The organism is Roseateles asaccharophilus (assembly GCF_004362405.1).
GTDB lineage: Bacteria > Pseudomonadota > Gammaproteobacteria > Burkholderiales > Burkholderiaceae_C > Kinneretia > Kinneretia asaccharophila.
Genome location: NZ_SNXE01000011.1, coordinates 1 through 26,840, shown reverse-complemented (window position 1 = coordinate 26,840; position 26,840 = coordinate 1). Strand labels below are relative to the sequence as shown.

Here is a 26,840-nt window from a genome sequence, read left to right as displayed (position 1 = left end):
ACCATGCTCAGGACAAGCCACCCTCGCCCGACATGGGGCCCAGCAGCTGCATGGTCATGGCGCGCGCCACGGCCTGGGCGCGATTGGCCGCATGCAGCTTGCGCAGGATCTTGCGCACATGGTTCTTGACGGTGAGCGCGCTGATGCCCAGCACCTCACCAATCTCCTGATTGCTCATGCCCTCGCGCAGCCAGCTCAGGATCTGGCGCTCGCGCTCGGTGATGCCGGATGGGTCGACGCTGCGCGGTGAGGGCGCGCGGGCGGGCTCGCCAAACTCGCGCTCGACCGTCTGCACGCGCAGCCAGGTGGCGTGCAGATGCGGCAGCAACAGCTCCAGCATCTGGCGCTGCCCGGGGTCGCTGGCCCGGCCGGTGCTGCTGAGTATAAAAAAGCTCTCCAGCTCGCTGGGTCGCTGGGGCCGCGACACGCCGTGCACCAGCAGGTCCTGGTAGCCGCCTTGCTCCAGCGCCTCACGCAGGGGCTGCAGGGCCGCGCCCTCCAGCGTCTCGACGGGGAGCTGGGCGGGCTTGCCGCGCTGGTCTATCCACTGCCCCTGCAGCAGCTGCATCAGCGGGCCCCGCCCGTCCACCAGTGCCTCCATCAGCACAGGCGGCAGCACCAGGCTGTTGAAGACCTCGTAGCGCAGCTCGCGGTGCTGGCGGCTGTAGGCGCCGCAGACGATGAGGTGGTGGGGCAGCAGCACCTGCAGATTGCTCTGGCTCCAGACGAAGAACTGATAGCGCCGGCGCACGTCCAGCGCCGTCTGCGCCGCACGGACGATGGCCTCCATCTGACTGCCTCCCTGCAGCGAGACGGCGGCGGCCAGGGCCCCGCCATGCGCCTGCACCGCGGCAGGCTCGGCCTGCGCCGCGGTCTCGGTCGAGATGGATTGCATCGCTTTTTCCCTCTGCTTGTGTGTGGGTCACGCCGCATCGGCGCTCACGGCTCTTGCTTTCGCGGCGCAGCATAGGCAGGGCGAATGACCGATCGTTGAAGACTTGAACACACCATGAGCCGTTCGGGCCATGACCCTCGATCAGGGGGGGCGACCGGGCCACAGCGCCCGTTCGGAGGCACCGCTTGTCACGCGGCATTCATCCCTTCGGGCTACGGTGGCCGCATGTTGACCTTCTTCCCGACCTCGCCTGAGGCGCTGCGACGCCGCGGCGCCCTGCTTCTGGCTGGCGCCCTGCTGGCCTGCATCTCCCACGGCAGCCAGGCCCGCAGCCCCAATGACACGCTCTACGCCAGCCAGCAGTGGTGGCTGGGCAGCGCCCAGGGCAGCGGCAATGCCGGCCTAGCGGACTTCCCGCGCGCCTGGGACCTGAGCACCGGTGCCCCGGTCTCGGGCGCCGCCCCGGTGATTGCGGTGCTGGACTCGGGCGTGCGCGACCACCCCGAGATCCGGCCCAGCCTGCTGCTGCCGGGCTACAACTTCATCAGCAAGCCCGAGTACGCCGGCAATGGCGTGGGCCGCAACAACGACCCCACGGATCTGGGCGATGCGCTCACGCGGGCCGAGCGCGACGCCAATCCGGCGCTGTGGGATGGCTGCGCCATTCAGGACAGCAACACCTGGCACGGCAGCCTGATCGCGGGACAGCTGGGCGCGGCGAGCAACAACGGTCTGGGTGTCGCCGGCATCAACTGGCAGGCCCGCATCCTGCCCGTGCGCGTGGCCGGTAAATGCGGCGCCGCGGCCGGCGATATGGTGGACGCCATGCGCTGGGCCGCCGGCCTGCCGGTGGCGGGCGCCCCGCTGAACACCCACCCGGCGCGCATCCTGGTGATCGGCGTGGCGGGCGTGGCCTCCTGCAATCCCAGCGATCCCGATGCCAATGTGGCGGCCGCGGCGCGCGCCTATATCGCCGCCATCGACGAGCTGCGCGCACGCGGCGTGCTCATCGTGGCCGCGGCCGGCAACACCCGCAGCGCCGTGGGCCGCCCCGCCAACTGCCCCGGCGTGATGGCGGTCACGGCCCTGAACCGGCAGGGCTTCAAGGCCAGCTATGCGAGCTTCGGCCCGCAGGTCGCGCTGGCCGCACCCGGCGGCGATGCGGCCGCGGGCCGGACCTGCGATCCGGAGCTGGCCGACGGGGGCATCGTCTCCACCAGCTTCCGCGCCGATGGCAGCGGGGTGGAATATGCCGCCGCCAGCGGCAGCAGCTTTGCCGCGCCCCAGGTGGCGGGCGCGGCCTCGCTGATGTGGGCCCTGAATCCGGGGCTGAGCCTGGCCCAGATCGAGAGTGGGCTGCGCCGCACGGCCAGGCCGCACATCAGCGCGCCTGCCCTGGGGCAATGCGGGGTGAACGGCAATAACGCGCGCTGCAGCTGCAGCACCGAGAGCTGCGGCGCCGGCGTGCTGGATGCCTTCGAGGCCCTGCGCTATGCCCAGGCCCCGGCCAGCTACAGCAGCCCCAGCCGCGAAGTCCTGAGCCTGGGTGGCGAGGCCGTCGAGGCCTGCGGCGTCAAGCAGGGCACCTTCAAGCCGGCCGAGCCCGCGCCCCCGACGCCTGCGCCAACGCCAACGCCGACACCCAGCCCCAGCCCCGCGCCCGATGCCGGCGGCGGCGGTGGGGGTGGCGGCCAGTCCCTGCTGTGGAGCCTGGCGCTGGCTTTGGCCGGTCTGGCGCTGGGACGCCGCGCGCCCCGGCGATAAGACTCAGGCCGCCTGGAGCTGGCTGCGTGCCCGCCCCTGGCGCTTGGCCTCTTGCAGCTGGGCCTCGGCAGCCGCCATCAGCCCGGCGCCATGGTGACATGCGCCGGGCACGCAGACCACACCGCCCACGCTGAGGCTCAAGCCCCCGCCCGGCACACTGCTGTGCTCATGCGGGATGCGCAGGGAGCGCACCGCCTCCTCGAAGCGCTGGGCCACGCGCTCGGCGCCCGCCATCTCGGTCTCGGGCAGCAGCACGGCAAAGCGTGCACCACCGGCTCGGCAGACCAGATCGCCGGGTCGCTTGAGCGAGCTGTGCAGGGCCACCGCCAGGCCCAGCAAAGCGTTGTCGCCGGCCTGGTGCCCCTGGTAGTGGTTGTAGAGCTTGAAGCAGTCCACATCGGCCAGCAGCAGGCCCAAAGGCGTGCCATTGCGCCGGCCACGGTTGAGCTCGCACTCGAGCCGCTCATCGAAGTAGCGCCGGTTGTGCAGTCCGGTCAGCCCGTCCACAAAAGCCAGCTCGTGCAGCAGCTCGCCCTGCAGCTTCTGAGCCAGGTGGTTGCGCACCCGCCGCCGCAAGAGCGCGGCCTGCCAGGGCGGGCTCAGCAGATCCGCAGCCCCCGCCTCCAGGGCGCCGCGCTCACCCGCCTCGTCCAGCGGCTGCTCGCACAAGAGCAGCACGGGCATGGTGGCCAGGGCCGGGTCGCTCTTGAGCAAGCGACACAGGGCCTCGCCCCCCAGATCGGGCAGACAGGCGTGCAGCAGGGCCAGATCCGGCCACTGCGCCCGGGCCAGATCCAGGGCCTCGGCACCGGAGCCGGCCCCAAACACCTCGCAGTCGTGTGCAAACAGGCTTTGCAGACGCTCCAGCTCCTGCGGCGCATCGTGGGCCAGCAGCAGGCGCGGCGGGCGCCCCAGCAACTCTCTGAAGTCCTGGGTCAGATCGTCCATGGTGAATCCTCGTGATCCAAGTCCCTCAGCCTACAGGCAGGGGCGACGCATCGCTACTTGTTGATGTCCCCCAAACAGAGGTACTTGAGCTCCACATAGTCCTCGATGCCGTGCCGAGAGCCCTCACGCCCCAGGCCGCTTTGCTTGACGCCGCCAAAGGGCACCTCGGCCACCGAGATCAGGCCGGTGTTGATGCCCACCATGCCGTATTCCAGGACCTCGCCCACGCGGAAGATGCGGCCGATATCGCGGCTGTAGAAGTAGCTGGCCAGGCCGAACTCGGTGGCATTGGCCAGCTGCACGACCTCGGCCTCGGTCTTGAAACGGAAGACCGGGGCCACGGGGCCGAAGGTCTCCTCGCGCGAGCACAGCATCTGGGGTGAGGCATCGGCCAGCAGGGTGGGCTCGTAGAAACGCTCGCCCAGCTCCGTCAGGCGCCGTCCGCCCGCCACCAGGCGCGCGCCCAGGGCCAGGGCATCGGCCACATGGGTCTCGACCTTGACCACGGCCTGGTCGTCGATCAGCGGGCCCTGATTGACGCCGGCCTCGAAGCCATTGCCCACCTTGATGCCCGCCACCTTGGCCGCCAGCTTCTCCACAAAGGCCTCGTAGACGCCCTCCTGCACATAGAAGCGGTTGGCGCAGACGCAGGTCTGGCCAGCATTGCGGTATTTGCTGGCCAGGGCGCCCTCGACGGCGCTGTCCAGATCGGCGTCGTCAAAGACGATGAAGGGCGCATTGCCGCCCAGCTCCAGCGAGAGCTTCTTGATGGTGGGCGCGCATTGCGCCATCAGGATGCGGCCCACCTCGGTGGAGCCGGTGAAGGAGAGATGGCGCACCACATCGCTGGCGCAGAGCAGGCGGCCGATCTCCACCGAGGCCTCGGCGTCGCCGGTCAGCACATTCAGCACGCCCGAGGGCATGCCGGCGCGCTGGGCCAGCTCGGCCACGGCCAGGGCCGAGAGCGGCGTGGCCTCGGCCGGCTTGATGATGACCGAGCAGCCCGCGGCCAGGGCCGGCGCCACCTTGCGCGTGATCATGGCCACCGGGAAGTTCCAGGGCGTGATGGCCGCGCACACGCCCATGGGCTGCTTGAGCACCAGGTAGCGCTTGCTGGGGTCGGTGGTGGGGATGGTCTCGCCGTAGATGCGCTTGCCTTCCTCGGCAAACCAGTCGATGAAGCTGGCACCGTAGATCACCTCGCCGCGGGCCTCGGCCAGGGGCTTGCCCTGCTCGGCCGTCATGATGCGGGCCAGGTCGTCGGCATGCTTGACCAGCAGCTGCTGCCAGCGCAGGAGGATGGCGGCGCGCTCCTTGGCGGTCTTGGCCCGCCAGACGGCAAAGGCATTGTTGGCGGCGGCAATCGCGGCCTCCACCTCGGCCTGGCCCATGCTGGCCACATCGGCCAGGTGGGCGCCGGTGGCGGGGTCGTGGACGGGGAAGCTGGCGCCGTTGCGCCCGGCCACCCATTCGCCATTGATCAGGGCCTGGGTGCGGAGCAGGCTGGCGTCCTCCAGGGCGGCCAGCGGGCTGGTCTTGCTGCTATCCATGCGTGTGCTCTCCTTGAGCGCGCACTCTACCGCGCCTCGCCCCCGGCGTGGCGGAGGGCGCCCCTATAATCCAAAGCCCCGAAAAATCAAGCAGTTAGCTTGTCCTAAAGCGGAAAGCCCCGGAATGAAAGCAGCCGAGATTCGCCAGACATTTCTGAAGTTCTTCGAGTCCAAGGGACACCAGATCGTGGCCTCCAGCCCGGTCGTGCCCGGCGATGACCCGACGCTGCTCTTCACCAATGCGGGCATGAACCAGTTCAAGGACGTGTTCCTGGGCTTCGACAAGCGCGCCTACACCCGCGCCACCACCAGCCAGAAGTGCATCCGCGCCGGCGGCAAGCACAACGACCTGGACAACGTCGGCTACACCGCCCGCCACCACACCTTCTTCGAAATGCTGGGCAACTTCAGCTTCGGGGACTACTTCAAGCATGACGCCATCTCCTACGCCTGGGAGCTGCTGACCAAGCACTTCCATCTGCCGGCCGAGAAGCTCTGGGTCACGGTCTACGCCGAAGACGACGAGGCCTACGAGATCTGGAACAAGGTGGTGGGCGTGCCCGCCGAGCGCATCGTGCGCATCGGCGACAACAAGGGTGGCCGCTACATGTCCGACAACTTCTGGATGATGGGCGACACCGGTCCCTGCGGCCCCTGCACCGAGATCTTCTACGACCACGGCCCCGAGGTCGCTGGCGGCCCCCCGGGCAGCCCCAACGAAGACGGCGACCGCTATATCGAGATCTGGAACAACGTCTTCATGCAGTTCAACCGCACCGAAGACGGCGTGATGCACAAGCTGCCTAAGCCCAGCGTGGACACCGGCATGGGCCTGGAGCGCCTGGCCGCGGTGCTGCAGCATGTGCACTCGAACTACGAGATCGACACCTTTGTGGGCCTGCTGGCCGCCGCCAAGACCGCGGTGGACGGCGCGGCCCCGGCCGGCAATGACGCCGACAAGGACAGCCCCTCGCTGAAGGTGATTGCCGACCATATCCGCGCCTGCTCCTTCACCATCGTGGACGGCGTGATCCCCGGCAACGAGGGCCGCGGCTATGTGCTGCGCCGCATCGCCCGCCGCGCCATCCGCCACGGCTACAAGCTGGGCGCACGCAAGCCCTTCTTCCACCAGATCGTGGCCGAGCTGGTGAACCAGATGGGCGACGCCTACCCCGAGCTGCGCCAGGCCCAGACCCGCGTGACCGAGGTGCTCAAGCAGGAAGAGGAACGCTTCTTCCAGACCATTGCCAACGGCATGGAAATCCTGGAAGCCGCCCTGGCCCAGGGCCACAGCCAGGTGGACGGCGAAACCGCCTTCAAGCTGCACGACACCTATGGCTTCCCGGTGGACCTGACCGCCGACGTCTGCCGCGAGCGCGGCGTCACGGTGGACCAGGCCGGCTTCGAGGCCGCCATGAACCGCCAGCGCGAGCAGGCCCGTGCGGCCGGCAAGTTCAAGATGGCCGCCGGCCTGGAATACCAGGGCACGGCCACCGCCTTCCACGGCTATGAGCATCTGGTCTGCGAGACCAGCAAGGTCACGGCCGTCTATGTGGACGGTGCCCTGGTGGCCGAGGCCCAGGCCGGCGACGACGCCGTGGTGGTGCTGGACCACACGCCCTTCTACGCCGAGAGCGGCGGCCAGGTGGGCGACCAGGGCGAGCTGCGCAACAACACCAGCCGCTTCGCGGTGGAAGACACCCTGAAGATCCAGGCCGATGTCTTCGGCCACCATGGCCGCGTGCTGGAAGGCAGCATCAAGGCCGGCGATGTGTTCACGGCCAAGGTCAATGCCGAGGCCCGCGCCAAGACCGTGCGCAACCACAGCGCCACCCACCTGATGCACAAGGCCCTGCGCGAGGTGCTGGGCGCCCATGTGCAGCAAAAGGGTTCGCTGGTGAATGCCGAGCGCACCCGCTTCGACTTCGCGCACAACGCGCCGATGACGGCCGAGGAGATCAAGAAGGTCGAGGCGATCGTCAACGCCGAGATCCTGGCCAATGCCGGCGCCAAGGCCGAGGTCATGGCCCTGGACGACGCGCAAAAGAGCGGCGCGATGATGCTCTTCGGCGAGAAGTACGGTGAGACCGTGCGCGTGCTCTCCATCGGTTCCTCCAAGGAACTCTGCGGCGGCACCCACGTCAAGGCCACCGGTGATATCGGCCTGTTCAAGATCGTGGCCGAAGGCGGTGTGGCCGCCGGCGTGCGCCGTGTGGAAGCCGTGACGGGCGACAACGCCCTGGCCTATCTGCAGCAGCTGGAAAGCACGGTCAATGCCGTGGCCGGCACGCTCAAGACCGCCCCCGCCGAGCTGGAGCCCCGCATCCACGCCGTGCTGGACCAGGTCAAGGCCCTGGAAAAGGAACTGGCCGCCGCCAAGAGCAAGCTGGCCTCGGCCCAGGGCGATGAGCTGCTGAGTCAGGCCGTGGACGTGAAGGGCCTGAAGGTGCTGGCCGCCACCCTGGTGGGCGCCGATGCCAAGACCCTGCGCGAGACCATGGACAAGCTCAAGGACAAGCTCAAGACCGCCGCCATCGTGCTGGCCGCCGTGGATGGCGACAAGGTCCAGCTGGCCGCCGGCGTCACCGCCGACAGCGTGGCCAAGGTCAAGGCCGGCGAGCTGGTCAACTTTGTGGCCCAGCAGGTGGGCGGCAAGGGCGGCGGCAAGCCCGATATGGCCATGGCCGGCGGCACCGACGCCAAGGCCCTGCCCGCGGCCCTGGCCAGCGTGCAAGCCTGGGTGGGCGAGCGGCTCTAAACCCGGAGCCTCCATGCCATACTGACCCGGTAGCTTGCGCCGGAGTCAGTGATGGAACAACGGTCGCTGTATATGCGCTCGCTCTACCAGATCACGGTCTGGTTGAGCGCTGCGGTTCTCTTGGTCGCCAGTCTGCTCTACGGCTGGGCCTTGAGCCAGCAGTTCCGCCAGCGCAGCCTCGCGGATCTTGAGGCACAGTCCGAGCAGCTGCGTCTGGTGATGAACCAGCACACGGAACGAGCGCGCCACCATGTGGGCGCCATGCAGCTCAGCATCAGCGCGGCGCTGGGCACACCGCAGAATGAGCCCCCGCATGCCGTGCGACGGGTCCCGGCCGGTCGGGCTCCCGCCGATCTTCACGCGCCTTGGGATGCCTTGCCCGATGCCTCGCGGGAGCAGTTGGGCAGTCTGTTCGTACACCCGGATCTGCCCGAGGGGCCCGAGCGGTCCATGCTCGATGCCGTGATGGCCATGCTGCCCGGTGTGGCGGCCGACCATAGACAGCAGCAGATCTACCAGTGGAGCTACTTCTACGATGCTGGGGAGCGCTGGTCCGTGCTCTACCCTGCCCTGCCCAAGATCGAGCTGCTCAAAGCCACGGGCAGCGCGGACATGGCTGCGGCGCTCAAGGTGGTTTATGAGGCCGGTGGCACCTACCCCATGCGGCTGGTCGGTCCTCTGGCGAATCCGGGTCGGCGACAGGTCTGGACCACACCCTATGTGGATGCAGGCGGCAAGGGGCTGATGGTCTCCCTGCTCGAAGCCGTCTACCACCGGGGCGCGATCGCGGGCGCCGTCGGCACGGACCTCACCCTAGGCATGTTGGATGCCAGCTTGCAGGCCGTGCCACTCAATCTCGGGCGCGCCATGGTCGTGACCCCCAGCGGATTGCTACTGGCAGACAGCGGCGGCGCCTTGCAGGGACGCAAGCAGCCTCTAACGCTGCAAGAGCTGGATGCGGGTGTGGTGAGCAGCGCCACCCTGTTCGGTCGCAGCAATGCGCGACTGCATACCGGCGAGCAAGGGCTGTGGATCAGCCATGAGCTGGACGGCACGCCCTGGCGCCTGCTGGTGTGGGTGAGTGAATCACAGCTGAACGCTGCCACCCTCAGGGCGCTGCAACCCTATCTGCTCCTGGAGCTGCTCTTCATTGCCATGCTGCTGCTGCTGGCCTGGTGGCAACATCGCCGCTTTACTCGGCCGGCGATGGCGCTGGCCGATTACGTCGACAAGGTCAGTCGCGATGCCCAGTCCCCTGCCCCCCAGGTGCCAGACGCCTGGAAACCCTGGTTCGACCAAGTGGCCGCGACCGCGCATGAGCGCGAGGGCTATCTGACCCAAACGCGAGACTATGCGGGCAAGCTGGAACTGATGGTGAGCGAGCGAACCGCCGCGCTGGAACAGGCCAATCGGCAGCTTGAGGAGGCCATGCGCAGCCTGCAGCAAGCGCAGCAGCAACTGGTGCTCAGCGAAAAACTTGCTGCACTGGGGACGCTGACCGCCGGCATGGCCCATGAGCTCAACACACCGCTGGGCAATGTGCTGACGGCCGTCACCACGGTGGAAGCCACCCTGCAAGCCCTGCGAGCCGCCATCGACAGTGGCCAGGCCAGGCGCGCCGGGACCTTGCAGTCTCTGGGCCTGGCCCTGCAAAGCTCGGAACTCGCGCAAAGCAATGTCAATCGCGCGCTCACCCTGGTCAAGCGCTTTCGCCAGCTGGGTGAGCTGCATGAGGCCGGCAGCGAACAAGAGCTGGATCTGCATGAATTCCTGCAGGGGCTCTGTACACACTGGAGCAGCATGGCTTGTGCCCATGGCAGGCGGGTGGGGCTGGAATGTCCGGCCCCGCTGATGTGCCGCATAGATGCCCAGGCGCTGGGCGAGGCGCTGACGCAGCTGGTAGAGAACGCCTTCGTACACGGCCTCAAGCCGCATGACGCGAGCGGGCGGGTCCAGTTGCAGGTCGAGGTTCTGCCCGGCACACCCAGCCAGTTGCAGCTGCGCTTGTGGGACAACGGCCGCGGCCTCGCCCCGCGGGCCCTGCACCATCTCTTCGACCCGTTCTACACCTCGCAGATGGGCAAGGGCAATGGCGGACTGGGCGCCTACCTGGCCTATCTGCTGGTCACCAGCCGTTTGCACGGCAGCATCCACGCGCGCTCTGAGCTCGGAGAGGGTTTGCGGGTGGACATGCTGCTGCCATTGGAAGTGGCGGACAATCCGCAACCTTTGACGCTGGACGCGCCCGCGCGGCAACACCATGAACCCTGAAATCAATCACGACAACGCTGAGCGCCTCGCGGCCTTGCTGCATGTGCTGGCCGCCGCAGCCGACGAGGATGCGCCCGCCGTCACCATCGACACCCTGGACGGCTATCTGCACGCCCTGCAGGTGGGCCCGGTGGAAGCCGGGCCGGCCGACGCCATGGATGCGCTCTTTGGCGAAGACTGGCCCGCACCCCTGGCCGAGCAGGAACAGCTGGACGCCTTCATGGACGCCCTGCACCTGCGCTGGAACGAGATCGGCGACAGCCTGGATCCCCAGGGCCTCATCGAGGACCCCGAGGCCATGCAGCTCATGCCCCTGATCACCGAGTTCGACGAGGACACCAAGGCCGCCCTGCTGGCCCAGGGCGTGCTCAAGCCCGAGCTGCTGGAGCGCCTGCCTGCCACGGGGCAGATGTGGGTGGAAGGCTTTATGCAGGCCGTGCAGGATTGCGAGGACGACTGGCAGGTCTTCGAGGAAGAGAGCGAGCCGGCCCAGATGCTGGACGCCATGCTGATGTCGGTGGCCGCCGTGGCCCTGCCCGAGGGCCCGCAGCGCCAGGCTTACATCGCCGAGGCCTATGACGAGGACGTGCAGGTGGACCAGCATGTGCTGATCGACGACGCCCTGTTCTCCGTGCAGGACCTGCGCCTGTTCTGGCTGCAGGAAGGCGCAGCGCCGGACGAAGACGAGTCCGACGACCAGCAGGCCTGAGCGCCGCTTGCTAGAGCCGCCCCGAGCAGTTCGGGGCGCCGCAGCGGCAGCGCAGCCGCCCCTCGTGGTGGCTGTCGCCGTAGTGGCAGGTGATCTCCTCGCCCGGCTCGATCTCGCGCAGGGCATAAAACTCCACCCGTCCCTGGCGGATGCGCAGCACCGCATTGGGCGCGCAGCTGTGGTTGATATTGCGCATGGGCTCGGGAGACTCGGTCGCATCCACCGCCCGGGTCTCCGAGACCTCCACGATATGCACGCGCGCCCGCCCCTTGGCGCGGCGCCGCGCCTCGCGCACCGAGATGGACTCGCCGCGCATCTCGCCGATCTTGCGCCGTGCGGGAATGGTCTCCTCGGCGAACACGCCCAGGCCGTCGATGCGGCTGGGCCCGGCCCGCAGCGCAAAGCGCAGGGCCGGCTGGGGCTGGCCGCGCGCGGCGGCGGTCGCTGCCGCATCGGGCGGGGGCACGGGGAGGTCGAGGGCGGTCAGGCGAGGCATAGGCCGCGATTTTCGCCCCGCTTGACGCTCGCGCGCCAGCGCCGCCATACTGGGGCCATGTCTTGCCAGAGCGCCACCCGATTTAGCCATGCCCATGGCCACCAGCAGCTAACCATGCTGCGGGTGCTGTGTGCGCGGGAGCCAGGCAGCGGCGCTCCCCGACGCCGGTAGACGGATCCCGAATCCTCACCCAGCCCTCTCCCCCCTCGAACAGCCCGCTGCCCCCAGCGGGCTTTTTGTTTTGTGTCCCCGGTCCCCCATCCTCAAGGAGCGAAGACGATGCACAAGTCCACCAACGGCCTCGAGATCCGCCGCAGCCATGTCGGTGACGCCGCCGCCATGGCCCAGCTGATGAGCCACCCCGAGGTGCTGCCGGGCCTGCTGCAGATGCCTTATGGCAGCGAGGAGCATTGGAAGCAGCGCCTCACCGACAATCTGGCGCCGGCTCGCAGCCAGGATCTGCAGCTGGTGGCCTTGCTGGACGGCCGGGTGGTGGGCAGCGCGGGCCTGATGCTGGCCAATCCCTCACCCAGGCGCCGCCATGTGATGCATATGGGCATCGCCGTGCTGCCCGAGGCCCAGGGCCGCGGCGTGGGCGGCGCCCTGATGAGCGCCCTGCTGGACTATGCGGACCACTGGGCCCATGTGCTGCGGGTGGAGCTGGGCGTGTTCGTGGACAACGAGCGCGCCATCCGGCTCTACCAGCGCCACGGCTTCGAGATCGAGGGCCGCCAGCGCGCCTACGCCCTGGTGAACGGTCGCTATATGGACAGCTACTGCATGGCGCGCCTGCATCCGCAGCCGCCGCAGTGGCCGGGGCCGCTGGATTCAGCGTCGGCCTGAGTAGAGGTGCTCGCGGTCCTGGAGGCCCGGGCCCAGGCGGCCCGGGCTGCAGGCCTCAGCCGTAGTGCAGCTCGCCCGCCTTGCCCCAGAACACCCGGTAGGCAAAGGCCGTGTAGGCCAGGATCACCGGCACGCTGATCGCACAGCCCACCAGGATGAAGCGCAGCGAGGCCGGCGCGGCGGCGGCCTCCCAGGCCGTCATGCGGTCCACCATCACATAGGGATAGAGGCTGTAGGCCACGCCGAAAAAGCCCAGCACCATCACCGCCACCGTCAGCGCGAAGGGCAGCCAGCAAAGCTTGCCCAGCACCCGGCTGGAGTTGAGCTGGGCGCGCAGCACCAGCAAGGCCAGGCCGCACATCAGCGGGATGGGCATCAGGGCAATCAGGCCCGGCATCTGGAACCAGCGCTCGCGCACCGTGGGGCTGACCCAGGGCGTGGCCACCGAGATCAGGGCCAGGCCCAGCACCACGGCCGGCCAGGCCTGCTTGGCCCGCGCCAGGGCCAGGCGCTGCAGCGCGCCCTCGGTCTTCATCAGCAGCCAGCCGGCACCCAGCAGGGCATAGGCCGCCGCCAGGGCCAGGGCGATGGCCGCGGCGAACAGGTCAAAAGCCCAGCCGCTCTGCAGCCCCGTGATGTAGCGCCCCAGCATCCAGCCCTGGGCCAGGGCCGCCAAGAGGGAGCCGGCCATGAAGGCGCGGTTCCACAGCGGCTTCCACTGCGCGTCCACCTTGACCCGGAAGTCAAAGGCCACTCCGCGCAGGATCAGGCCCAGCAGCATCAGGCACACCGGCAGGTAGAGCGCATTGAGGATGAGCCCTTGGGCCTTGGGAAAGGCGATCAGCAGCGTGCCCACGCCCAGCACCAGCCAGGTCTCGTTAGCGTCCCAGAAGGGGCCGATGGAGGCCACCATGCGGTCCTTGTGCGCATCGCTGGCGCCCAGCATCAGCAGGCCCACGCCCAGGTCATAGCCGTCCAGCACCACATAGATCAGCATGGCCAGGCCCATCAGGCCCAGAAAGATCAGGGGCATGGCATGGTCGAGGCCCATCATGCGCGACTCCCGGCGTTCAGGGCGGGCCCGGCCAAAGCGGCGCCGCCGTACTCCGCCGCCGGCTGCTCGGCCAGGCGCTTGACCACGGCCACATAGGCCAGCAGCAGGGCCAGGTAGAGGCTCAGATAGCCGGCCAGGCTGGCAGCGATGGTGCTGGCGGGCGTGGTGGAGGCCACCTCGGCGGTGCGCAGCAGGCCGTAGACGATGAAGGGCTGGCGGCCGATCTCGGTCACATACCAGCCCGCCAGGGTGGCGCCCCAGCCCGAGAAGCTCATCAGGGCCAGGCCCCAGAGCCAGGGCCGCGGCAGGCCCAGGGCGCCGCGGCGTCGCAGCAGCCACAGCCCGCCCCAGCTGAAGACCAGCATCAGCATGCCCAGGCCCACCATCAGGCGAAAGCCGTAGAACAGCGGGGCCACCGGCGGATGCGCGCCACGGAACTCGTCCAGGCCGCGGATCTCGCCCTCGGCCTCGTGGGTGAGGATCAGGCTGGCCAGCTTGGGGATGCCCAGGGCATAGTCATTGCGGCGCTCGGCCTCATTGGGCACCGCGAAGAGCAGCAGGGGCGCGCCGCGCTCGGTCTGCCACACGCCCTCCATGGCGGCGATCTTGGCCGGCTGGTGCTTGAGCGTGTTCAGGCCGTGCAGATCGCCCACCAGGATCTGCAGCGGGATCAGCACAGCCGCGAGACCCAGGCCCAGGCGCAGCACCGGCACGGTATGCGCCTGCACCCGGCCCTTGAGCAGCTGCCAGGCGCTCACGCCGGCCAGGAAGAAGGCCACCGTCAGGCCCGAGGCCAGCAGCTTGTGCGTGAGCCGGTAGGGGAGCGAGGGATTGAAGATCACGGCCCACCAGCTGAGGGCGTGGAACTCGCCGTTGATGATCTCGTGGCCCTGGGGCGTCTGCATCCAGGAGTTCAGGCTGAGGATCCAGAAGGCGCTGAGCGTGGTGCCGAAGGCCACCAGGAAGGTGGCCCACAGATGCACCCGCTCGCTGACCCGGCCGTGGCCGAAGAGCATCACGCCCAGAAAGCCCGCCTCCAGGAAGAAGGCGGTGAGCACCTCGTAGCCCAGCAGGGGGCCGGCGATATTGCCGGCCCGCTCCATGAAGCCCGGCCAGTTGGTGCCGAACTGGAAGCTCATGGTGATGCCGCTGACCACGCCCAGCGCAAAGCTCAGCGCAAAGACCTTGGTCCAGAAGCGGTAGGCCGTGAGCCAGTGCGCCTGGCCGCTGCGCAGCCAGCGCCAGCGCATGAAGAGCAGCACCCAGCCCAGGGCGATGGTGATGGTGGGGAAGAGGATGTGGAAGCTGATGTTGGCAGCGAACTGCATCCGGGCGAGCATCAGGGCATCCATGGACGAGCCTCCGATGAATGGATATAGGCCGCGGTGGCGGCCAAACGGTTCAGGGCGGCTCGGGCCCGGCGCCTCTTCTGCACAAACAACTCCTTGCGCTGACTCAATAGCCCGTCATTCTTCGCAAGCGCGGGCCGGCGCGCGATTGGACAAATTGCCTTTGGACAAACTGTCCTGGGTCAATTTGCCCCAGGTGCGGCGGCCCAGCGCCCGCTGCTCGCCAGCTCGGAGGCCCGCGCCATAATCGCCGCCCAGCCTTCTCAACAAAGCACCGAAGCCATGAGCACCAGCCCCCGTATCGACCGCCCCGAGTTTGCTGCCCTGACGCCTGGCGTGAGCGAAGCCCTGATGGCCCTGGGCAAGGCCCTCAAGGCCTCGGGCCTGGGGGACGATCTGCTGGAGCTGATCAAGCTGCGGGCCTCCCAGCTCAATGGCTGTGCCTTCTGTCTGCAGTTCCATCTGAATGTGGCCCGGCAGCTGGGCATGGCGGCGCCGCGCCTGGACCTGCTGGCTGCCTGGCGCGAAGCGCCCGTCTACAGCGAGCGCGAGCGCATCGCCCTGGCCTGGACGGAGGCTCTCACCCTGGCCCCGCAGGGCGGCCCGGACGAGGCGCTGTATGCCCAGGCGCTGGCCGAGTTCGGCGCCGCCGGCCTGAGCTATCTGACCGCCGCCATTGCCAATATCAACGCCTGGAACCGCATCGCCCTGGGCCTGCGTTTCGCACCGCCCATCCCCCAGACGGCGGCCTGAGCGCGTGAACGCCGTCCCGCCCCGGGAGTTGCGGACCCAGCGTCTGCTGCTGCGTGCCCCCTCGGTGGCACAGGCTGCGGCGGTGTGCGACTACCAGCGCCGCAACAGCGCCCACTTCGCCCCCTGGGACCCACCCTACCCGCCAGACTTCCTGGAGCTGGAGGCCACGGCCCTGCGGCTGGCACAGGGCGAGGCGGCGTTTGCAGCAGGCACGACCTGGCGCTACTGGTTCAGCCTGAAGGAAGACCCGGAGCGCATCGTCGGCCAGGCACAACTCAGCCAGCCCTCACGCGGCCCCTTCCAGAACGTGATCCTGGGCTACAGCCTGGACCAGGCGGCCCAGGGCCAAGGCCTGATGCGCGAGGCGCTGCGCGCTCTGCTGGATTTGGCGTTCGGGCCGGTGCTGGACCTGCACCGCATCCAGGCGGCCGTGCGCCCCGACAACCACCGCAGCCGCGCCGTGCTCCAGGCCCTGGGCTTTGTGCAGGAAGGCCTGTCGCGGCGCTATCTGTTTATCGACGGCGCCTGGCGCGACCACGAGGTCTGGGCCCTGCTCAACCCGCACTGGCCCGACGGGCGCGCGCCCCGCTGCTGAAGGCCCCGCTGGGGGCGCGTTAGCATGCGCCCCATGGGGATAGAGATCGAACGCAAATTTCTGGTGTGCGGCCCAGGCTGGCGCCAGGGCCAGGCCCAGCGCTACAGCCAGGGCTATCTGAACCGCGCCGCCGAGCGCACGGTGCGCGTGCGCATCGCCGGCGAGCAGGCCTTTCTGACCATCAAGGGGCGCAGCCAGGGTGCGAGCCGGCTGGAGTTCGAGTACCCCCTGCCGCTGGCCGATGCCCAGGCCCTGATACAGCTCTGCGAGGGCCCGCTGATCGAGAAGACCCGCTACACCCTGGAGCAGGACGGCCTGCGCTGGGAGGTGGACGAGTTCCATGGCGAGAACGCCGGTCTGGTTCTGGCCGAGGTGGAACTGGCGAGCGAGGACCAGGTCATCACCCGGCCGGACTGGCTGGGCGAGGAAGTCACCGGCGACGAGCGCTACTACAACAGCCGCCTGAGCGAGCTGCCCTTCAGCCGCTGGCCGCGCTGAGCCCGGCCTCGGCTGGCCAGGGCTTCATTCCAGCCGCACCCAGCGCAGCTCCAGCATGCCGTTGGGCCACTGCACGGCCTGCACCTGGGGCTTCATCACCCAGCTGTGCTTGATGCGGTAAAGCGGCAGCAGGGGCAGGTCTTGCTGCATCAGCTGCAGGGCCTCGCCCACGCGGCGGCGGCGCTGGGCCAGATCGGGCTCGGTGGCGATGGCATCGATGATCTCGTCCAGACGGGGGTTGCTGTAGCGCCCGGCATTGAAGGCGCCGCTCACCCGCGCGTCGTAGGTCCGCACCAGGGAATTGAGCACATTCCAGGCGTCCACGCCGGGCGACCAGCCGTACTCCAGCAGGCTGCCCGTGGCCTGGCTCAGCTTGGGGAAAAAGCTGCTGCTGGGCAGGGCACTGAAGTTGGCGCGTATGCCCACCTTCTGCAGCATGGCGGCCATGGCCTGGCAGGCGGCCTGGCGGTAGGAAACATTGACGCAATCAAAGGCCACCGAGAAGCCCTGCGGATAGCCGGCCTCGGCCAGCAGGCGCCGCGCCAGCGCGGGGTCGTGGGGCAGGCGCTTGTCCAGCTCGGGCAGGGCTCCATCCACCAGGGATGAGAGATGGGCGCCCGTGGGCACGGCCTGACCGCGCAGCACCTGGCGCACGAGCAGGTCCATGTCCAGGGCGTGATAGACGGCGCGGCGCACGCGCAGGTCCTTGAAGGGATTGCGGCCCTTGATATCGCTGCCCGGCAGCTCATCGCGGTGCTGGTCGAAGGCCAGGTACTGGGTGCCGATATCGGCCGTCTCCATCAGCTTGAGGCTGCCCTCCTGGCGCAGCCGCCCCACGTCCTGGAAGGGCGGATCGATCACGAAGTCCACCTGGCCCGAGCGCAGGGCCGCCAGGCGGGTGGCATCGGACTGGATCACCTGGTAGTGGGCCTCGTCCAGATTGCCGCGATGGCTGGCGCGGCCCCACCAATCGGGGTTGGCCTGGAGCTGGGTCTGGACATCGGCCTCGTAGCGCTTGAGCATGAAGGGGCCCGTGCCCATGGCCTGGCGCACGGCCGGCGTCTCCTGCTTGGCGTTGTAGTCCTGCGGCTTGGCCACACCCAGCTTCTCGCTCCAGGCCTTGCTCATCATCGCGATCAGCCAGAACTTCTCGGGCAGCAGGGCGTCGGGCGCGGCCAGCAGCACATCCACGGTGAGCGCGTCCACCTTGCGCGCCCCCAGCACGCCGCGCAGCTGGGTGGCGCGCTGCGACTCGCGCTGCAGGGCCCGCTCGATGGAGAAGACCACATCGTCGGCCGTGAAGGCGCTGCCGTCGTGGAACTTCACGCCCGGGCGCAGCTTGAAACGCCAGGTCTTGGCATCCTGCTGCGCCCAGGAGAGGGCCAGCGAGGGCGCGAGGCGGAACTGCTCGTCGCGGTTGACCAGGCCCTCGTAGATCTGCGTCACCACCCGCGAGTGATAGACCAGGGCCAGGGCATGCGGGTCCATGGTCTGCGGATCGAAGGCGCTGGCAAAGCGCAGCAGCTTCTGCGCCTGAGCACCCAGGGCGGTTCCACCCAGGGCCAGCAACAGCATCAGGACGCGGGCATGTCGCCGGCCGCTCGTGGAAATGCGCATCAAGCCTCTCCCCTGCCCCGTCCACCGGGGTCGTGGCCGGCAGTATGCGCGCCAAGCTGGCTCAGCGAACCTGCTTCAAACCCGCACCCCGCACCTCGAAGCGCACGCTCTGCAAGACCTGGCCCCGCGGGTCCAGCAACTGCAGCTGGTGCCGCCCCGGCCAGGGCGACCAGGCCAGGCGCGTGCCCTGCCCCAGGCGCCGGCCATTGAGCATCCAGGTGCCGGCCTGGCCCTCGAAGAGCAGGCGCTGGGCGGCGGGCGGGATGTCCGGGTCGAGCGCATAGATGGTGCCGTCCACCGGGTTGGCAATGCCCGCCAGCACCGGGGCGCGGGTCTGGGCGCCGGCGCGCATCACGGCCTGCTCGGTGCCGCGCACAAACCACTCCGGCCGCCCCGGCTCGCCCACGCCCTCGAAGCGCACCGGCAGGCGCAGCAGGCCCGGCGGCGCTTGAGGCGCGTGGGCCGGCCGGCCCTCGTGCAAGGCCGCCATCAGCGTGGCCCAGACGGGCGCGGCGCCGCTCACGCCGCTGACGCCATGCATGGGCTCGCCGCTGGCATTGCCCACCCAGACGCCCACGGTGTAGCGGTCGCTGAAGCCCAGGCACCAGTTGTCGCGCAAGTCCTTGCTGGTGCCGGTCTTGACCGCCGTCCAGCTGCGCGTGACCAGATCGCTGCCCAGGCCGAAGGTGAGCGCACGCGCGCTGTTGTCGGCCAGCATGTCGGCCACGATGAAAACGCTGCCCGCCTCGCCCACGCGCCGTGCCGGCGTGCGCGCGCCCAGAGGCCGCAGCTCGCCGCCATTGGCCAGGGCGCGGTAGGCATTGGTGAGCGCGGCCAGGCTGATGTCGGGGCTGCCCAGGGCCAGGGAGTCGCCGTAATAGCCGCCGGTCTCGCTGAGCTGCAGACCCCAGGCGTTCAGGCGCTGGAAGAGCGCGTCCGCGCCCAGCATGGCGCCCACGCGCACCGCCGGCACGTTCAGGCTGTTGCCCAGGGCCGCGCGGGTGCTGACCCAGCCGCGGAAGTCGCGGTCGTAGTTCTGCGGCAGATAGAGACCGTGGCCGGTGGCAATCTGGGCGGGAGAATCGTCCAGCAGGCTGGCGGCCGTGATCAGGCGCTTCTCCAGCGCCAGCTGGTAGACAAAGGGCTTGAGCGTGGAGCCGGGCTGGCGCCGCGCCAGCACGCCGTCCACCTGGGCCGCGCTGGAGAGCTCGCCGCCGCTGGAGCCCACCCAGGCCAGCACCTCGCCGCTGGCGTTGTCCAGCACCAGCACCGCGCCGTCTTCCACCTGGCGGCCGGCCAGCTCGCCCAGCTGGCGCTTGAGCGTGTTCACCGCCAGGCGCTGCAGGCGCGCGTCCAGGCTGCTGCGCTGGGCGGCCGGGCCCTCGGCACGCAAGACCTGGCGCGCATAGTGCGGCGCCAGCTGCTCGCCCAGGGGCATGCCGGCGCGCCGCGCCAGGGCGGCCGCCAGCTGCGCCTCGGCCCCCGCGCAGCCCAGGCCCTGCTCCTTGAGCACGGCGCAGGCGCGCTGCGCCACCTGGGCGGGCCGCGCATTGGGCGCGCGCAGCAGGGCCGCAGCCAGCGCCGCCTCCTGCGCGTCCAGCCCCGCCGGCAGCTTGCCGAACAGCACCTGGGCCAGGGCCTGTATGCCCACCAGCTCGCCGCGGAAGGGCACGCGGTTGAGATAGGCCTCCAGGATCTGGGCCTTGCTCCAGCGTGCCTCCAGCTGCTTGGCCACCACCACCTGGCCCAGCTTCTGCGCCAGGCTGCGGCCGCCCGTGGGCCGGCTCAGGTCCTCGTCGATCAGGCCCGCCAGCTGCATGGTCAGCGTGGAGGCGCCGCGGGTGCGCTGGTTCCAGAGATTGCCCCAGGCACTGGCCGCCACCGCGCTCCAGTCCACGCCGCTGTGCTCGTAGAAACGCCGGTCCTCGCTCAGCAGCAGGGCCTGCAGCAGGGCCGGCGACATCTGCGCCAGCGGCACCCAGGCCAGGGTGCGATGGGTCTTGTCCAGGCGCAGGGTTTGCAAGGGCTCGCCGCGCCGGTCGAGCAGGGTGAAGTCCGACACGCGATGCGCGGCGCGGACCTCGGCGAAGGTAGGCAAGGCACTGGCGGCCGCGGCGACCGCCAGCAGCAAGCTGGCACACACGATTTGCCGCAGACCCCGATGCAGCGATAGCCAAGAGTAGGGGGTGGGGGGCGTAGCGAAGTCAAGGGGGAGGAGCGGGCGCAGCTCGCTCCGGAGGACATGAGCGAAGCTCCCCGCCCCCAGCTCTTGGCGGCCGGAGCCCGGCCTGCGGCAGCATGGGCGAAGGAGCCGGGCGCCAGGGCGCACTACTGCGCTCATGTCCTCCGGCCGTGGCCTGCGGCCACGCCCTCCCCCTTTACTTCGCTTCGCAGTACGCCCTGCCGCCCGGCTCCCGGTGGCAGCGGTGTGCCGCGCCGAATTCTTGTCACGGCGCCACCTCCAGCGCCGCATTCGGCAGCTCGCCAAAGCTGTCCGGCGCGTACATGGCCTCGGCCCGGGTAGGCGGGAGCTGGAAGCGGCCGGGGTTGTTCAGGCGCAGGGTGTACTCGATCACATGCTTGCCGCGCGGCAGGTACTGGTAGTAGCCGCGCCAGGCCTCGAAGCTGCGCTCCTCATAAGCCAGCCAGGCGCTGCCCTCGCGCTGCTCATCGCGCGTGGCCAGGGCCGAGTCGCCGCCCAGGCCCGAACCCAGGATGGCGGCGCCGCCTGGCACGGGGTCCGACAGCACCACCCAGCTCATATCGCTCTGGGCCTCCAGTTCCAGGCGCACGCGCAGCACATCGCCGCGACTCCAGCGGTCCTTGGCCTTGCGCTCCACGGCCTGGATGCTCTTGCTCAGGCGATAGCCCGAGACCAGGGGGGCCTTCAGCGGCAGGGCCGCCAGGCTCTGCACCGTGACCCAGGGCTTGCCCGCGCCCTGCTGCTCCAGGCTGAGGCTGCCCTGGGCCTGGGCGGGCCAGGGCAGGCGCAGCGCGCCGCCCTCGGGCTGGCGGGCCCAGTCCAGGGTCTGGAGCGCACGCCCGTCCACGCTGGCCACGCTGCGGCCCGCGGGCTTGACCGCTTCAAAACGTGCGGCGAACTTCTGCAGGGCCAGCACGCCCCAGAGATTGGCCGTGGTCGTGCCCCAGGCGCCCAGCTTCTGGCGGCCCAGCGCGCCGCTCACCAGGCGCGGCAGCTCCTCCTTCCAGCCCGGCAGGTCCAGCACGGCCAGGATCAGGCGCGAGGCATTGGCGTCGGGCCCGTCCATCAGCCACCACCAGGCATCGCCCTCCTCGGTGCTGAACTTCAGCGTGCTGCCGGCATAGCTCAGGCGGCTGCGCAGCTGGGCCTCGGCCTCGGCCATGCGCTTCTCGCGCTCGGGCGCGTCGCTCAGGCGGCGATGGATTTGCAGCCAGTCGATCAGGGCGGCCGTGGGCCAGGTCGTGACATTGCGCGCATCCACCGTGGCCAGCAGGCGGGCGCTGGCGCGGCCGTAGCGCGAGAGCGCCTCCAGCGCGGCCAGGCGCCGCACCTCGGTATCGGGCCGCGGCGACCAGAAGCGGCGCTGCAGCCGCCCTTCCACAAAGGCGCTCAAGCCGCCCAGCATGGCCTCGCGCGCGGCCTCGGGCAGGGGCTGGCCGGCCTCATGCGCCACCGCCAGCAGATGGGCGGTGAGACGGTCGCTGCCCTGGGGCGCCTGATCGGGGCGCGGCGGGAAGTAGTTGGCCAGGCCATCGCTGTCCAGATAGCTGGGCAGGCGGTTCATCAGGCTCTGCCACTGCGCCCGGTCGCCCAGGCCCAGGGCCTTGGCGCTGAGCTGCTCCAGGCAGCTGTAGGGGTATTGCTCGAAGAAGCGCCGCAGCCCCGGCAGCGCGCCGGTGAGGCTGGGCTGCAGGCTCACGGCCAGGCCGCCGCGCTGCGGCAGGGCGTCGGCGGGCGCGGCCACCGGCAGGCTCAGGCGGCCGTCCAGCTGGCTGAGGCTGGCCTGCAGCACCCGCACCGGCACGGCCGGCTGCACCAGCTGCGTGACTTTCATGCGGTCGCGCGCCTTGGCGCCGCCCTGCTCCTGCACCTCGGCCTCCCAGATCAGGCTCAGGGCATTGGCGGGCACGCTCACCGTCCACTGCAGCTCGCGCGCAGCGCCGGGTGCCAGGGTCAGGTCTTGCGGCGGCAGGCTCAGGGGCTGGCGCTTGAGATCGGGCTCGCTCGCGCTGTCGGACGCGCCGCTCAGCTGGGCCGTGCCGGCCAGGCTGGCGCGCAGCTTCATCTCGCGCGAGGTGGTGTTGCGCAGGGTCAGCAGGGCCTGGAACTGGTCGCCCTCGCGCACCAGGGGCGGCAGGCCGGAGAGCAGCTGCAGGTCCTGGCTCACGCGGATGCTGGTCTGGCCGGTGCCGAAGGCCTGCACGCCGGCATCGGCCACGGCCACCAGGCGGAAGCCCGTGAGCGAATCGTTCAGCGGCACCTCCACCCGCGCCTCGCCCTGGGCGTCCACGCGCACGCGCGGCTGCCAGGTGAGCAGGGTGTCGAAGAGCTCGCGGGTGCCGCCACGCCCGCCACCGCCGCCCGCGGCCACCGCCTTGCGGCCATAGTGGCGCCGGCCAATGATCTCGCTCTGCGCGCTGGCGGTTTCCACGCCCCAGGGCCGGGGCTGCAGCATGGCGCCCAGCAGATTCCAGCTCTCGTTGCCGCGCAGGGCCAGCAGGCCCTCGTCCACGGCGGCGAAGGCAATCTCGGCGCCCGGCACGGGGCGACCATCCTGGCTGACTTTGATCAGGGCCTGGGCCTTCTGGCGCACGCCGTACTGGGGCTTGTCGGGCGTGACCGAGACCTCCAGGCGGTGGCGCTGCAGGCCCACCTGCAGGGCGGCGACGCCCAGCTTGAAGGAGGGCTTGGCCAGATCCACCATGGCCGTGGGCGCCTGGTAGTCACGGCCGGCGCGCCAGTCGGACCACCACTGGCGCGGCGCGCGCCAGCCCCAGGTGAAGAAGCTGTACCAGGGCACATCGCGGATCCGTCCGCGCAGCACCAGGGCCGAGACGTAGATATTGGGCGACCAGTCGCGCTCGATCTTGAGCGAGACCGTGGGGTCATCGCCTCGCACCGTGAGCACGCGCGTGTCCATGATGCCCTCGCGCTCGATGCTCAGCAGCACCGTGGCCTCGCGGTAAGGCATGCGCAGCTGCAGGCGGGCGGTCTCGCCAGGTTCGTAGGCGCGCTTTTCGGGCAGCAGGTCGATGCGGTCGTCGTTGTCCTGTGCGAACCAGAGCTCGCCCTGGCGCGTGACCCAGACGCTGGTGGCCGACTCCACCGTACGGCCCTCGGCGTCCTTGGCGCTGGCGATCAGCTCCACCTGGCCGGCGTTCTCCAACCTAGCTTCGCAAGTCAGCAGGCCCTGGGCATCGCTGCTGCCGCTGCAGACCTCGCCCAGCTCCTTGAGCTCCACCCGGTTGTCATAGGCATAGAAGCCGCCCACCATGCGCTTGCGCGTGGACAGGGTCTGGGCCAGGCGCGCACGCACCACCACCTTCTGGCCGGCCATGGGCTTGCCCTCCAGATTGAGGGCCACCACCTTGAAGCCCACCTGGCCGCGGCTGCTGGCCCAGGAGGCCGCCCGCAGGCCCAGGGCCAGGCGCGCCGGCCACAGGGGCAGCAGCACGGAACGGGTCTGGCGCTCGCCGTTGGGGTCATTGAAGCTGAACTCGGTCAGCAGCTCGCTGGGCTGCTGCAGGGCCGGCAAGCCCTTGAGCGTGAGCGTGGCGGCACCCTGGCCGTCGGTTGCCAGGGCCAGCTTGTCGGCCACCAGCTTGCCGCCGCTGGCGGGCGCGCTGCCTTCCTCGCCCTCCCCGCCCATCTCGCCGCCGGCCTCGGCGGCCAGGCTGCGCGGGTCGCGCGGGGGCTGGAACTGGAAGTCCTCATAACCGGCGAAGTTGAGCCCCCGCGGCCGCAGCAGGGCCGAGACCGAGAGCGGGGTCTGGGCCATGCCGCCACCCGAGAGGTAGTTGAGCTGGGCGCCGATCTTGAGCTCGGTGGGCGCCACCAGGGGGCCCTTGGGCGGGCTCAGCCGCGCCTCCACAAGGGGCACGCGGAACTCCTCCACCCGGAACTCGCCGCTGTCCCAGCGCCGCTGCTGCGCGCCCTGGCCGCGCTCCAGCACGATGCGGTAGCTGCCCAGTTTGGCCGCGGGCGGAATGGCCCACTGGCTCAGCGCCGTGCCCTGGGCATTCCAGTCCAGGGACTCGGCCACGGTGATCTCCTGGCCGCTGCCCTCGTGCAGCAGGCGCACGCGCTCGGGCCGGCCGCCCTCCTTGGCCAGGCGCAGGCCCTGGCCCGTCTCCTCGCGGAAGAAATGCTTCATCGACAGGGTCTCGCCCGCGCGCAGCAGGCTGCGGTCAAGCACGCTGTGGGCGCGGCTGTCGGGCTGGGCGCCGCGGGACGTGGGATGGTTGAAGCGCCAGGACTCGATGCCGCGGTTCCAGCTGCTGAACACAAACGCCATATCGCGCGCGCCGCCGGGCGCGGCGGCCCGGGCCGTGACGAAGAAGCCGTACTCGCCCTCGCAGCGCTGGCCCGGCCCGCTGGGCAGGCTCAGGGCCTCGGGCACCAGGGCGCGGCCCTGTTCGTCGGTGCGGCCGGCCCACAGGCGCTTGCCGCGGCAGTCGTTTACCGCCACCTCAGCGCCAGGCACGGGGCGGCCGCGGTCCAGGCTGGTGACCCAGATGAGGCTGTTCTCGCGTCCCCACTTGAAGTGCACGCCCAGATTGGTGACCAGCACGCCGGTGCGCACATACATGGGCTGGGCCTTGTCCAGCAGGGCCTGGCCCAGGCGGCGCGAGGCGATCTCCACCACGTGGTAGCCGGGGTTGGCGATGGGCAGGCCCAGTACCTCGAAGGGCCGAGGCGGCGCGCCGGCCGGCGTGGCCAGACTGGGCAGGGCCAGGTCTTGCACGCCGGATTCGCGCGCCAGCATGGACAGCTCGCGCGTGTGCACATAGCGCTCCACGCGACGCTGGCGGCGCTGGCCATTGGGCCCCTCATCCTCCACCAGTTCGGTCCACTGGCTCTGCGGCAGGCCCAGTTCGCGCGCCGGCAGCTGGCTCTCGTGCCAGCGCTTGAGGCGCAGATAGGCGGCCAGGATCTCGGCATCGCTGTCCAGGCGCTTGATCTGCACCCGGCCAGCGCTGGCCTTCTGGCCGGCCAGATCCTCCTGGGTGTGGCGCAGGGTCACGGGCAGCAGGGCCGGCCCGGGCGCATCGCGCTCGGTGGGCAGCTCGATCACGCCAAAGGGCGCGGCCGCGAACTTGGCCAGGGGCGGCGCGCCGCCGGTGCTGATCTTGAGCGGGAAGCTGGCGGCATTGGCCAGGGCACGGCCGCTCTGGTCCTTGAGCCCGGCAGGCAGCTCGATCTGGTAGGCCGCGTTCTCGGCCAAGGGCGTGGGAAAGCGCAGCTCGGAGAACTCGGTGGACTTGTCGTCCTTATCCACCACCGGCGCCAGGGCCGCACCGCCCGCGGCGGGCTTGAGGCGCACAGCCAGGGCCTGCTCGCGTGGCACCGGCTCGGAGAAGCGCAGCAGCACCGGCCGGATCGGCAGGCAGGGCGCGCCGGCGCGTTCGCGCTCGCAGCTGAATTCGGCCGTGAGCGGTTCACGCACCTCGTAGTCGAAGCGCTGCTCGGCACGGGTGAGCAGCTGCGCATTCAGGGCCGAGGCAATACCTGGCCCCCAGACCAGGCGCAGCTTGGCCTTGGGCGGCAGCGGGCGCTGGCAGCTGACGAGCAGCTGCTGGGCCTGCTGGGCCTTGGGCACGCGGCGGGCCTTGAGCAGGGCCTCGCGCGGCGCCCCCTCGATCACGCGCAGGGGCAGGCGTTCGCCGATGCCCTGCACCTCGCACCAGGCGCCGCGCGCCAGGCTCTCGGCCCGGACGGGCCCGCTGAGCTGGAGCAAAAAGGCCTGGTCTTCCTCGATACGGCTGCCGGGCCAGGGCTCCACCTGGAGCACGGCCGGCGCCGCGGTGCTGAAGCTGAACTCGCGCGGGCCGCTGAGCTCGCCCTGCAGGGGCTTGAAACCGGCCTTGAGCTGTATGCGGCAGCGGCTGCCCGCGGGCAGAGGCTGGGCTAGATCAAACAGCCACTCGCTGGCCTGGGACCAGCGGCCATCGCCCTTGGGCGCGGGCAGGCCTTCGCAGCTAAGCTCGGCCGGCGCCGGAAGGCGCGGGTCGCCCTGGGGCACGACGGGCTCAGAAAAGCGCAGGCGCAGTTGCCGCACCTCGCGCACCTCGCCCTGCGGACTCGCGCTGCTGACCGTTACCGCAAAGGCCTGCTGCGCTGTGGCAAGAAGCGTGGTCAGGGCAAGGGCTGCGGAGCAAACCACACGCGTTAGCGTGGGAACGCGCCCAGCGAAGACGTAAGAAATGCCCCCGACAGGCGTGCGAATCAGTGTTTTGACCAGCTTCATGGGCCTCCCGGGCCGACGGTTCAATCTGCTGGTGAGTCTAGGTCAGCCCTCGGCGCCACGGGGCGCGCACCGCGCCGTCAATTGGGGGGATTGTCGGGGCATGAATTCGCAAGCGGGAATGCAGCGCGCGGTCCACTTATCCGACGAGACACGGCCAATGAGCACCCCAGGTTTCGCAAAAGACAAAACCCCTCTCAGCTAACGCTGAGAGGGGTTTTGAGGGTAAATAGCCTGACGATGACCTACTTTCACACGGGAACCCGCACTATCATCGGCGCGGAGTCGTTTCA

Annotated in this window: 17 protein-coding genes; 8 read left to right on the top strand and 9 right to left on the bottom strand. The window is 69.9% G+C overall.

The annotated features are described in order from the left end of the window. Positions 1–7 precede the first annotated feature (7 nt). Entirely contained in the window at positions 8–895 is an 888-nt protein-coding gene (locus tag DFR39_RS18170) for a helix-turn-helix domain-containing protein (RefSeq protein WP_133605262.1), read from the bottom strand. Between the two features lie 225 nt (positions 896–1,120). Between DFR39_RS18170 and DFR39_RS18165 the strand changes: the two genes are divergently transcribed. Beyond that, a complete protein-coding gene (locus DFR39_RS18165; protein WP_162849580.1) occupies positions 1,121–2,659 on the top strand; it encodes a S8 family serine peptidase in 1,539 nt (512 codons plus the stop codon). 3 nt (positions 2,660–2,662) lie between these two features. Here the strand turns inward: DFR39_RS18165 and DFR39_RS18160 are convergent, their stop codons facing one another. Together DFR39_RS18160 and DFR39_RS18155 are read right to left on the bottom strand one after the other, a co-directional pair. After that, positions 2,663–3,607 (bottom strand): GGDEF domain-containing protein, encoded by a 945-nt coding sequence (locus DFR39_RS18160; protein WP_133605260.1) that lies wholly within the window; start codon positions 3,605–3,607, stop codon positions 2,663–2,665. Between the two features lie 53 nt (positions 3,608–3,660). Beyond that, positions 3,661–5,157, bottom strand: a complete 1,497-nt coding sequence (locus tag DFR39_RS18155) for an NAD-dependent succinate-semialdehyde dehydrogenase (RefSeq protein ID WP_133605259.1) — start codon at positions 5,155–5,157, stop codon at positions 3,661–3,663. Between the two features lie 124 nt (positions 5,158–5,281). On the opposite strand from DFR39_RS18155, the gene alaS reads away from it, so the two are divergent. The 3 genes from alaS to DFR39_RS18140 are packed head-to-tail and all read left to right on the top strand — an operon-like array spanning position 5,282 to position 10,895. After that, a complete protein-coding gene (gene alaS / locus DFR39_RS18150; protein ID WP_133605258.1) occupies positions 5,282–7,915 on the top strand; it encodes an alanine--tRNA ligase in 2,634 nt (877 codons plus the stop codon). A gap of 51 nt (positions 7,916–7,966) precedes the next feature. Next, positions 7,967–10,186 carry a sensor histidine kinase gene (locus tag DFR39_RS18145; RefSeq protein WP_133605257.1) on the top strand — a complete coding sequence of 740 codons (2,220 nt, stop codon included), beginning with the start codon at positions 7,967–7,969 and terminating at the stop codon, positions 10,184–10,186. Further along, positions 10,176–10,895, top strand: coding sequence for a UPF0149 family protein (locus tag DFR39_RS18140; RefSeq protein WP_133605256.1), 720 nt, complete (start codon positions 10,176–10,178; stop codon positions 10,893–10,895). Before DFR39_RS18145 ends, DFR39_RS18140 begins: the two co-directional genes overlap by 11 nt. A gap of 10 nt (positions 10,896–10,905) precedes the next feature. On the opposite strand, the gene DFR39_RS18135 is transcribed toward DFR39_RS18140, so the two are convergent. Then, entirely contained in the window at positions 10,906–11,391 is a 486-nt protein-coding gene (locus tag DFR39_RS18135) for an SET domain-containing protein (RefSeq protein WP_133605255.1), read from the bottom strand. 279 nt (positions 11,392–11,670) lie between these two features. Between DFR39_RS18135 and DFR39_RS18130 the strand changes: the two genes are divergently transcribed. Further along, positions 11,671–12,234, top strand: coding sequence for a GNAT family N-acetyltransferase (locus DFR39_RS18130; protein ID WP_133605254.1), 564 nt, complete (start codon positions 11,671–11,673; stop codon positions 12,232–12,234). A gap of 55 nt (positions 12,235–12,289) precedes the next feature. Here the strand turns inward: DFR39_RS18130 and DFR39_RS18125 are convergent, their stop codons facing one another. Both DFR39_RS18125 and DFR39_RS18120 read right to left on the bottom strand, forming a co-directional pair. Then, positions 12,290–13,285, bottom strand: a complete 996-nt coding sequence (locus DFR39_RS18125) for a cytochrome d ubiquinol oxidase subunit II (RefSeq protein ID WP_133605312.1) — start codon at positions 13,283–13,285, stop codon at positions 12,290–12,292. Beyond that, positions 13,285–14,640, bottom strand: a complete 1,356-nt coding sequence (locus DFR39_RS18120; protein WP_133605253.1) for a cytochrome ubiquinol oxidase subunit I — start codon at positions 14,638–14,640, stop codon at positions 13,285–13,287. Before DFR39_RS18120 ends, DFR39_RS18125 begins: the two co-directional genes overlap by 1 nt. A gap of 279 nt (positions 14,641–14,919) precedes the next feature. Between DFR39_RS18120 and DFR39_RS18115 the strand changes: the two genes are divergently transcribed. Genes DFR39_RS18115 through DFR39_RS18105 form a run of 3 tightly spaced genes read left to right on the top strand, consistent with a single transcriptional unit; the run spans position 14,920 to position 16,483 of the window. Further along, on the top strand, positions 14,920–15,390 hold the full coding sequence (locus DFR39_RS18115) for a carboxymuconolactone decarboxylase family protein (protein WP_133605252.1): 471 nt from the start codon (positions 14,920–14,922) through the stop codon (positions 15,388–15,390). A 4-nt stretch (positions 15,391–15,394) separates the two neighbouring features. Then, a complete protein-coding gene (locus DFR39_RS18110) occupies positions 15,395–15,985 on the top strand; it encodes a GNAT family N-acetyltransferase (protein ID WP_133605251.1) in 591 nt (196 codons plus the stop codon). Positions 15,986–16,018: 33 nt separating this feature from the next. After that, positions 16,019–16,483: a CYTH domain-containing protein gene (locus DFR39_RS18105; RefSeq protein WP_133605250.1), complete on the top strand. Its 465-nt coding sequence runs from the start codon at positions 16,019–16,021 to the stop codon at positions 16,481–16,483. Positions 16,484–16,507: 24 nt separating this feature from the next. Here the strand turns inward: DFR39_RS18105 and DFR39_RS18100 are convergent, their stop codons facing one another. The 3 genes from DFR39_RS18100 to DFR39_RS18090 form a co-directional block, all read right to left on the bottom strand. Beyond that, positions 16,508–18,100 carry an ABC transporter substrate-binding protein gene (locus DFR39_RS18100; protein WP_133605249.1) on the bottom strand — a complete coding sequence of 531 codons (1,593 nt, stop codon included), beginning with the start codon at positions 18,098–18,100 and terminating at the stop codon, positions 16,508–16,510. A gap of 61 nt (positions 18,101–18,161) precedes the next feature. Then, the gene (gene pbpC / locus DFR39_RS18095) at positions 18,162–20,255 is read right to left on the bottom strand and encodes a penicillin-binding protein 1C (RefSeq protein WP_133605311.1); all 2,094 of its coding nucleotides are present in this window, start codon (positions 20,253–20,255) and stop codon (positions 18,162–18,164) included. A 292-nt stretch (positions 20,256–20,547) separates the two neighbouring features. Next, positions 20,548–26,466 carry an alpha-2-macroglobulin family protein gene (locus DFR39_RS18090; RefSeq protein WP_246030885.1) on the bottom strand — a complete coding sequence of 1,973 codons (5,919 nt, stop codon included), beginning with the start codon at positions 26,464–26,466 and terminating at the stop codon, positions 20,548–20,550. Positions 26,467–26,840 lie beyond the last annotated feature (374 nt).

Excerpts from the sequence above, each read along its gene's own strand:
- DFR39_RS18170 (WP_133605262.1), bottom strand. The coding sequence starts at position 895 with ATGCAATCCATCTCGACCGAGACCGCGGCGCAGGCCGAGCCTGCCGCG.
- DFR39_RS18165 (WP_162849580.1), top strand. The coding sequence starts at position 1,121 with ATGTTGACCTTCTTCCCGACCTCGCCTGAGGCGCTGCGACGCCGCGGC.
- DFR39_RS18160 (WP_133605260.1), bottom strand. The coding sequence starts at position 3,607 with ATGGACGATCTGACCCAGGACTTCAGAGAGTTGCTGGGGCGCCCGCCG.
- DFR39_RS18155 (WP_133605259.1), bottom strand. The coding sequence starts at position 5,157 with ATGGATAGCAGCAAGACCAGCCCGCTGGCCGCCCTGGAGGACGCCAGC.
- alaS (WP_133605258.1), top strand. The coding sequence starts at position 5,282 with ATGAAAGCAGCCGAGATTCGCCAGACATTTCTGAAGTTCTTCGAGTCC.
- DFR39_RS18145 (WP_133605257.1), top strand. The coding sequence starts at position 7,967 with ATGGAACAACGGTCGCTGTATATGCGCTCGCTCTACCAGATCACGGTC.
- DFR39_RS18140 (WP_133605256.1), top strand. The coding sequence starts at position 10,176 with ATGAACCCTGAAATCAATCACGACAACGCTGAGCGCCTCGCGGCCTTG.
- DFR39_RS18135 (WP_133605255.1), bottom strand. The coding sequence starts at position 11,391 with ATGCCTCGCCTGACCGCCCTCGACCTCCCCGTGCCCCCGCCCGATGCG.
- DFR39_RS18130 (WP_133605254.1), top strand. The coding sequence starts at position 11,671 with ATGCACAAGTCCACCAACGGCCTCGAGATCCGCCGCAGCCATGTCGGT.
- DFR39_RS18125 (WP_133605312.1), bottom strand. The coding sequence starts at position 13,285 with ATGGGCCTCGACCATGCCATGCCCCTGATCTTTCTGGGCCTGATGGGC.
- DFR39_RS18120 (WP_133605253.1), bottom strand. The coding sequence starts at position 14,640 with ATGGATGCCCTGATGCTCGCCCGGATGCAGTTCGCTGCCAACATCAGC.
- DFR39_RS18115 (WP_133605252.1), top strand. The coding sequence starts at position 14,920 with ATGAGCACCAGCCCCCGTATCGACCGCCCCGAGTTTGCTGCCCTGACG.
- DFR39_RS18105 (WP_133605250.1), top strand. The coding sequence starts at position 16,019 with ATGGGGATAGAGATCGAACGCAAATTTCTGGTGTGCGGCCCAGGCTGG.
- DFR39_RS18100 (WP_133605249.1), bottom strand. The coding sequence starts at position 18,100 with ATGCGCATTTCCACGAGCGGCCGGCGACATGCCCGCGTCCTGATGCTG.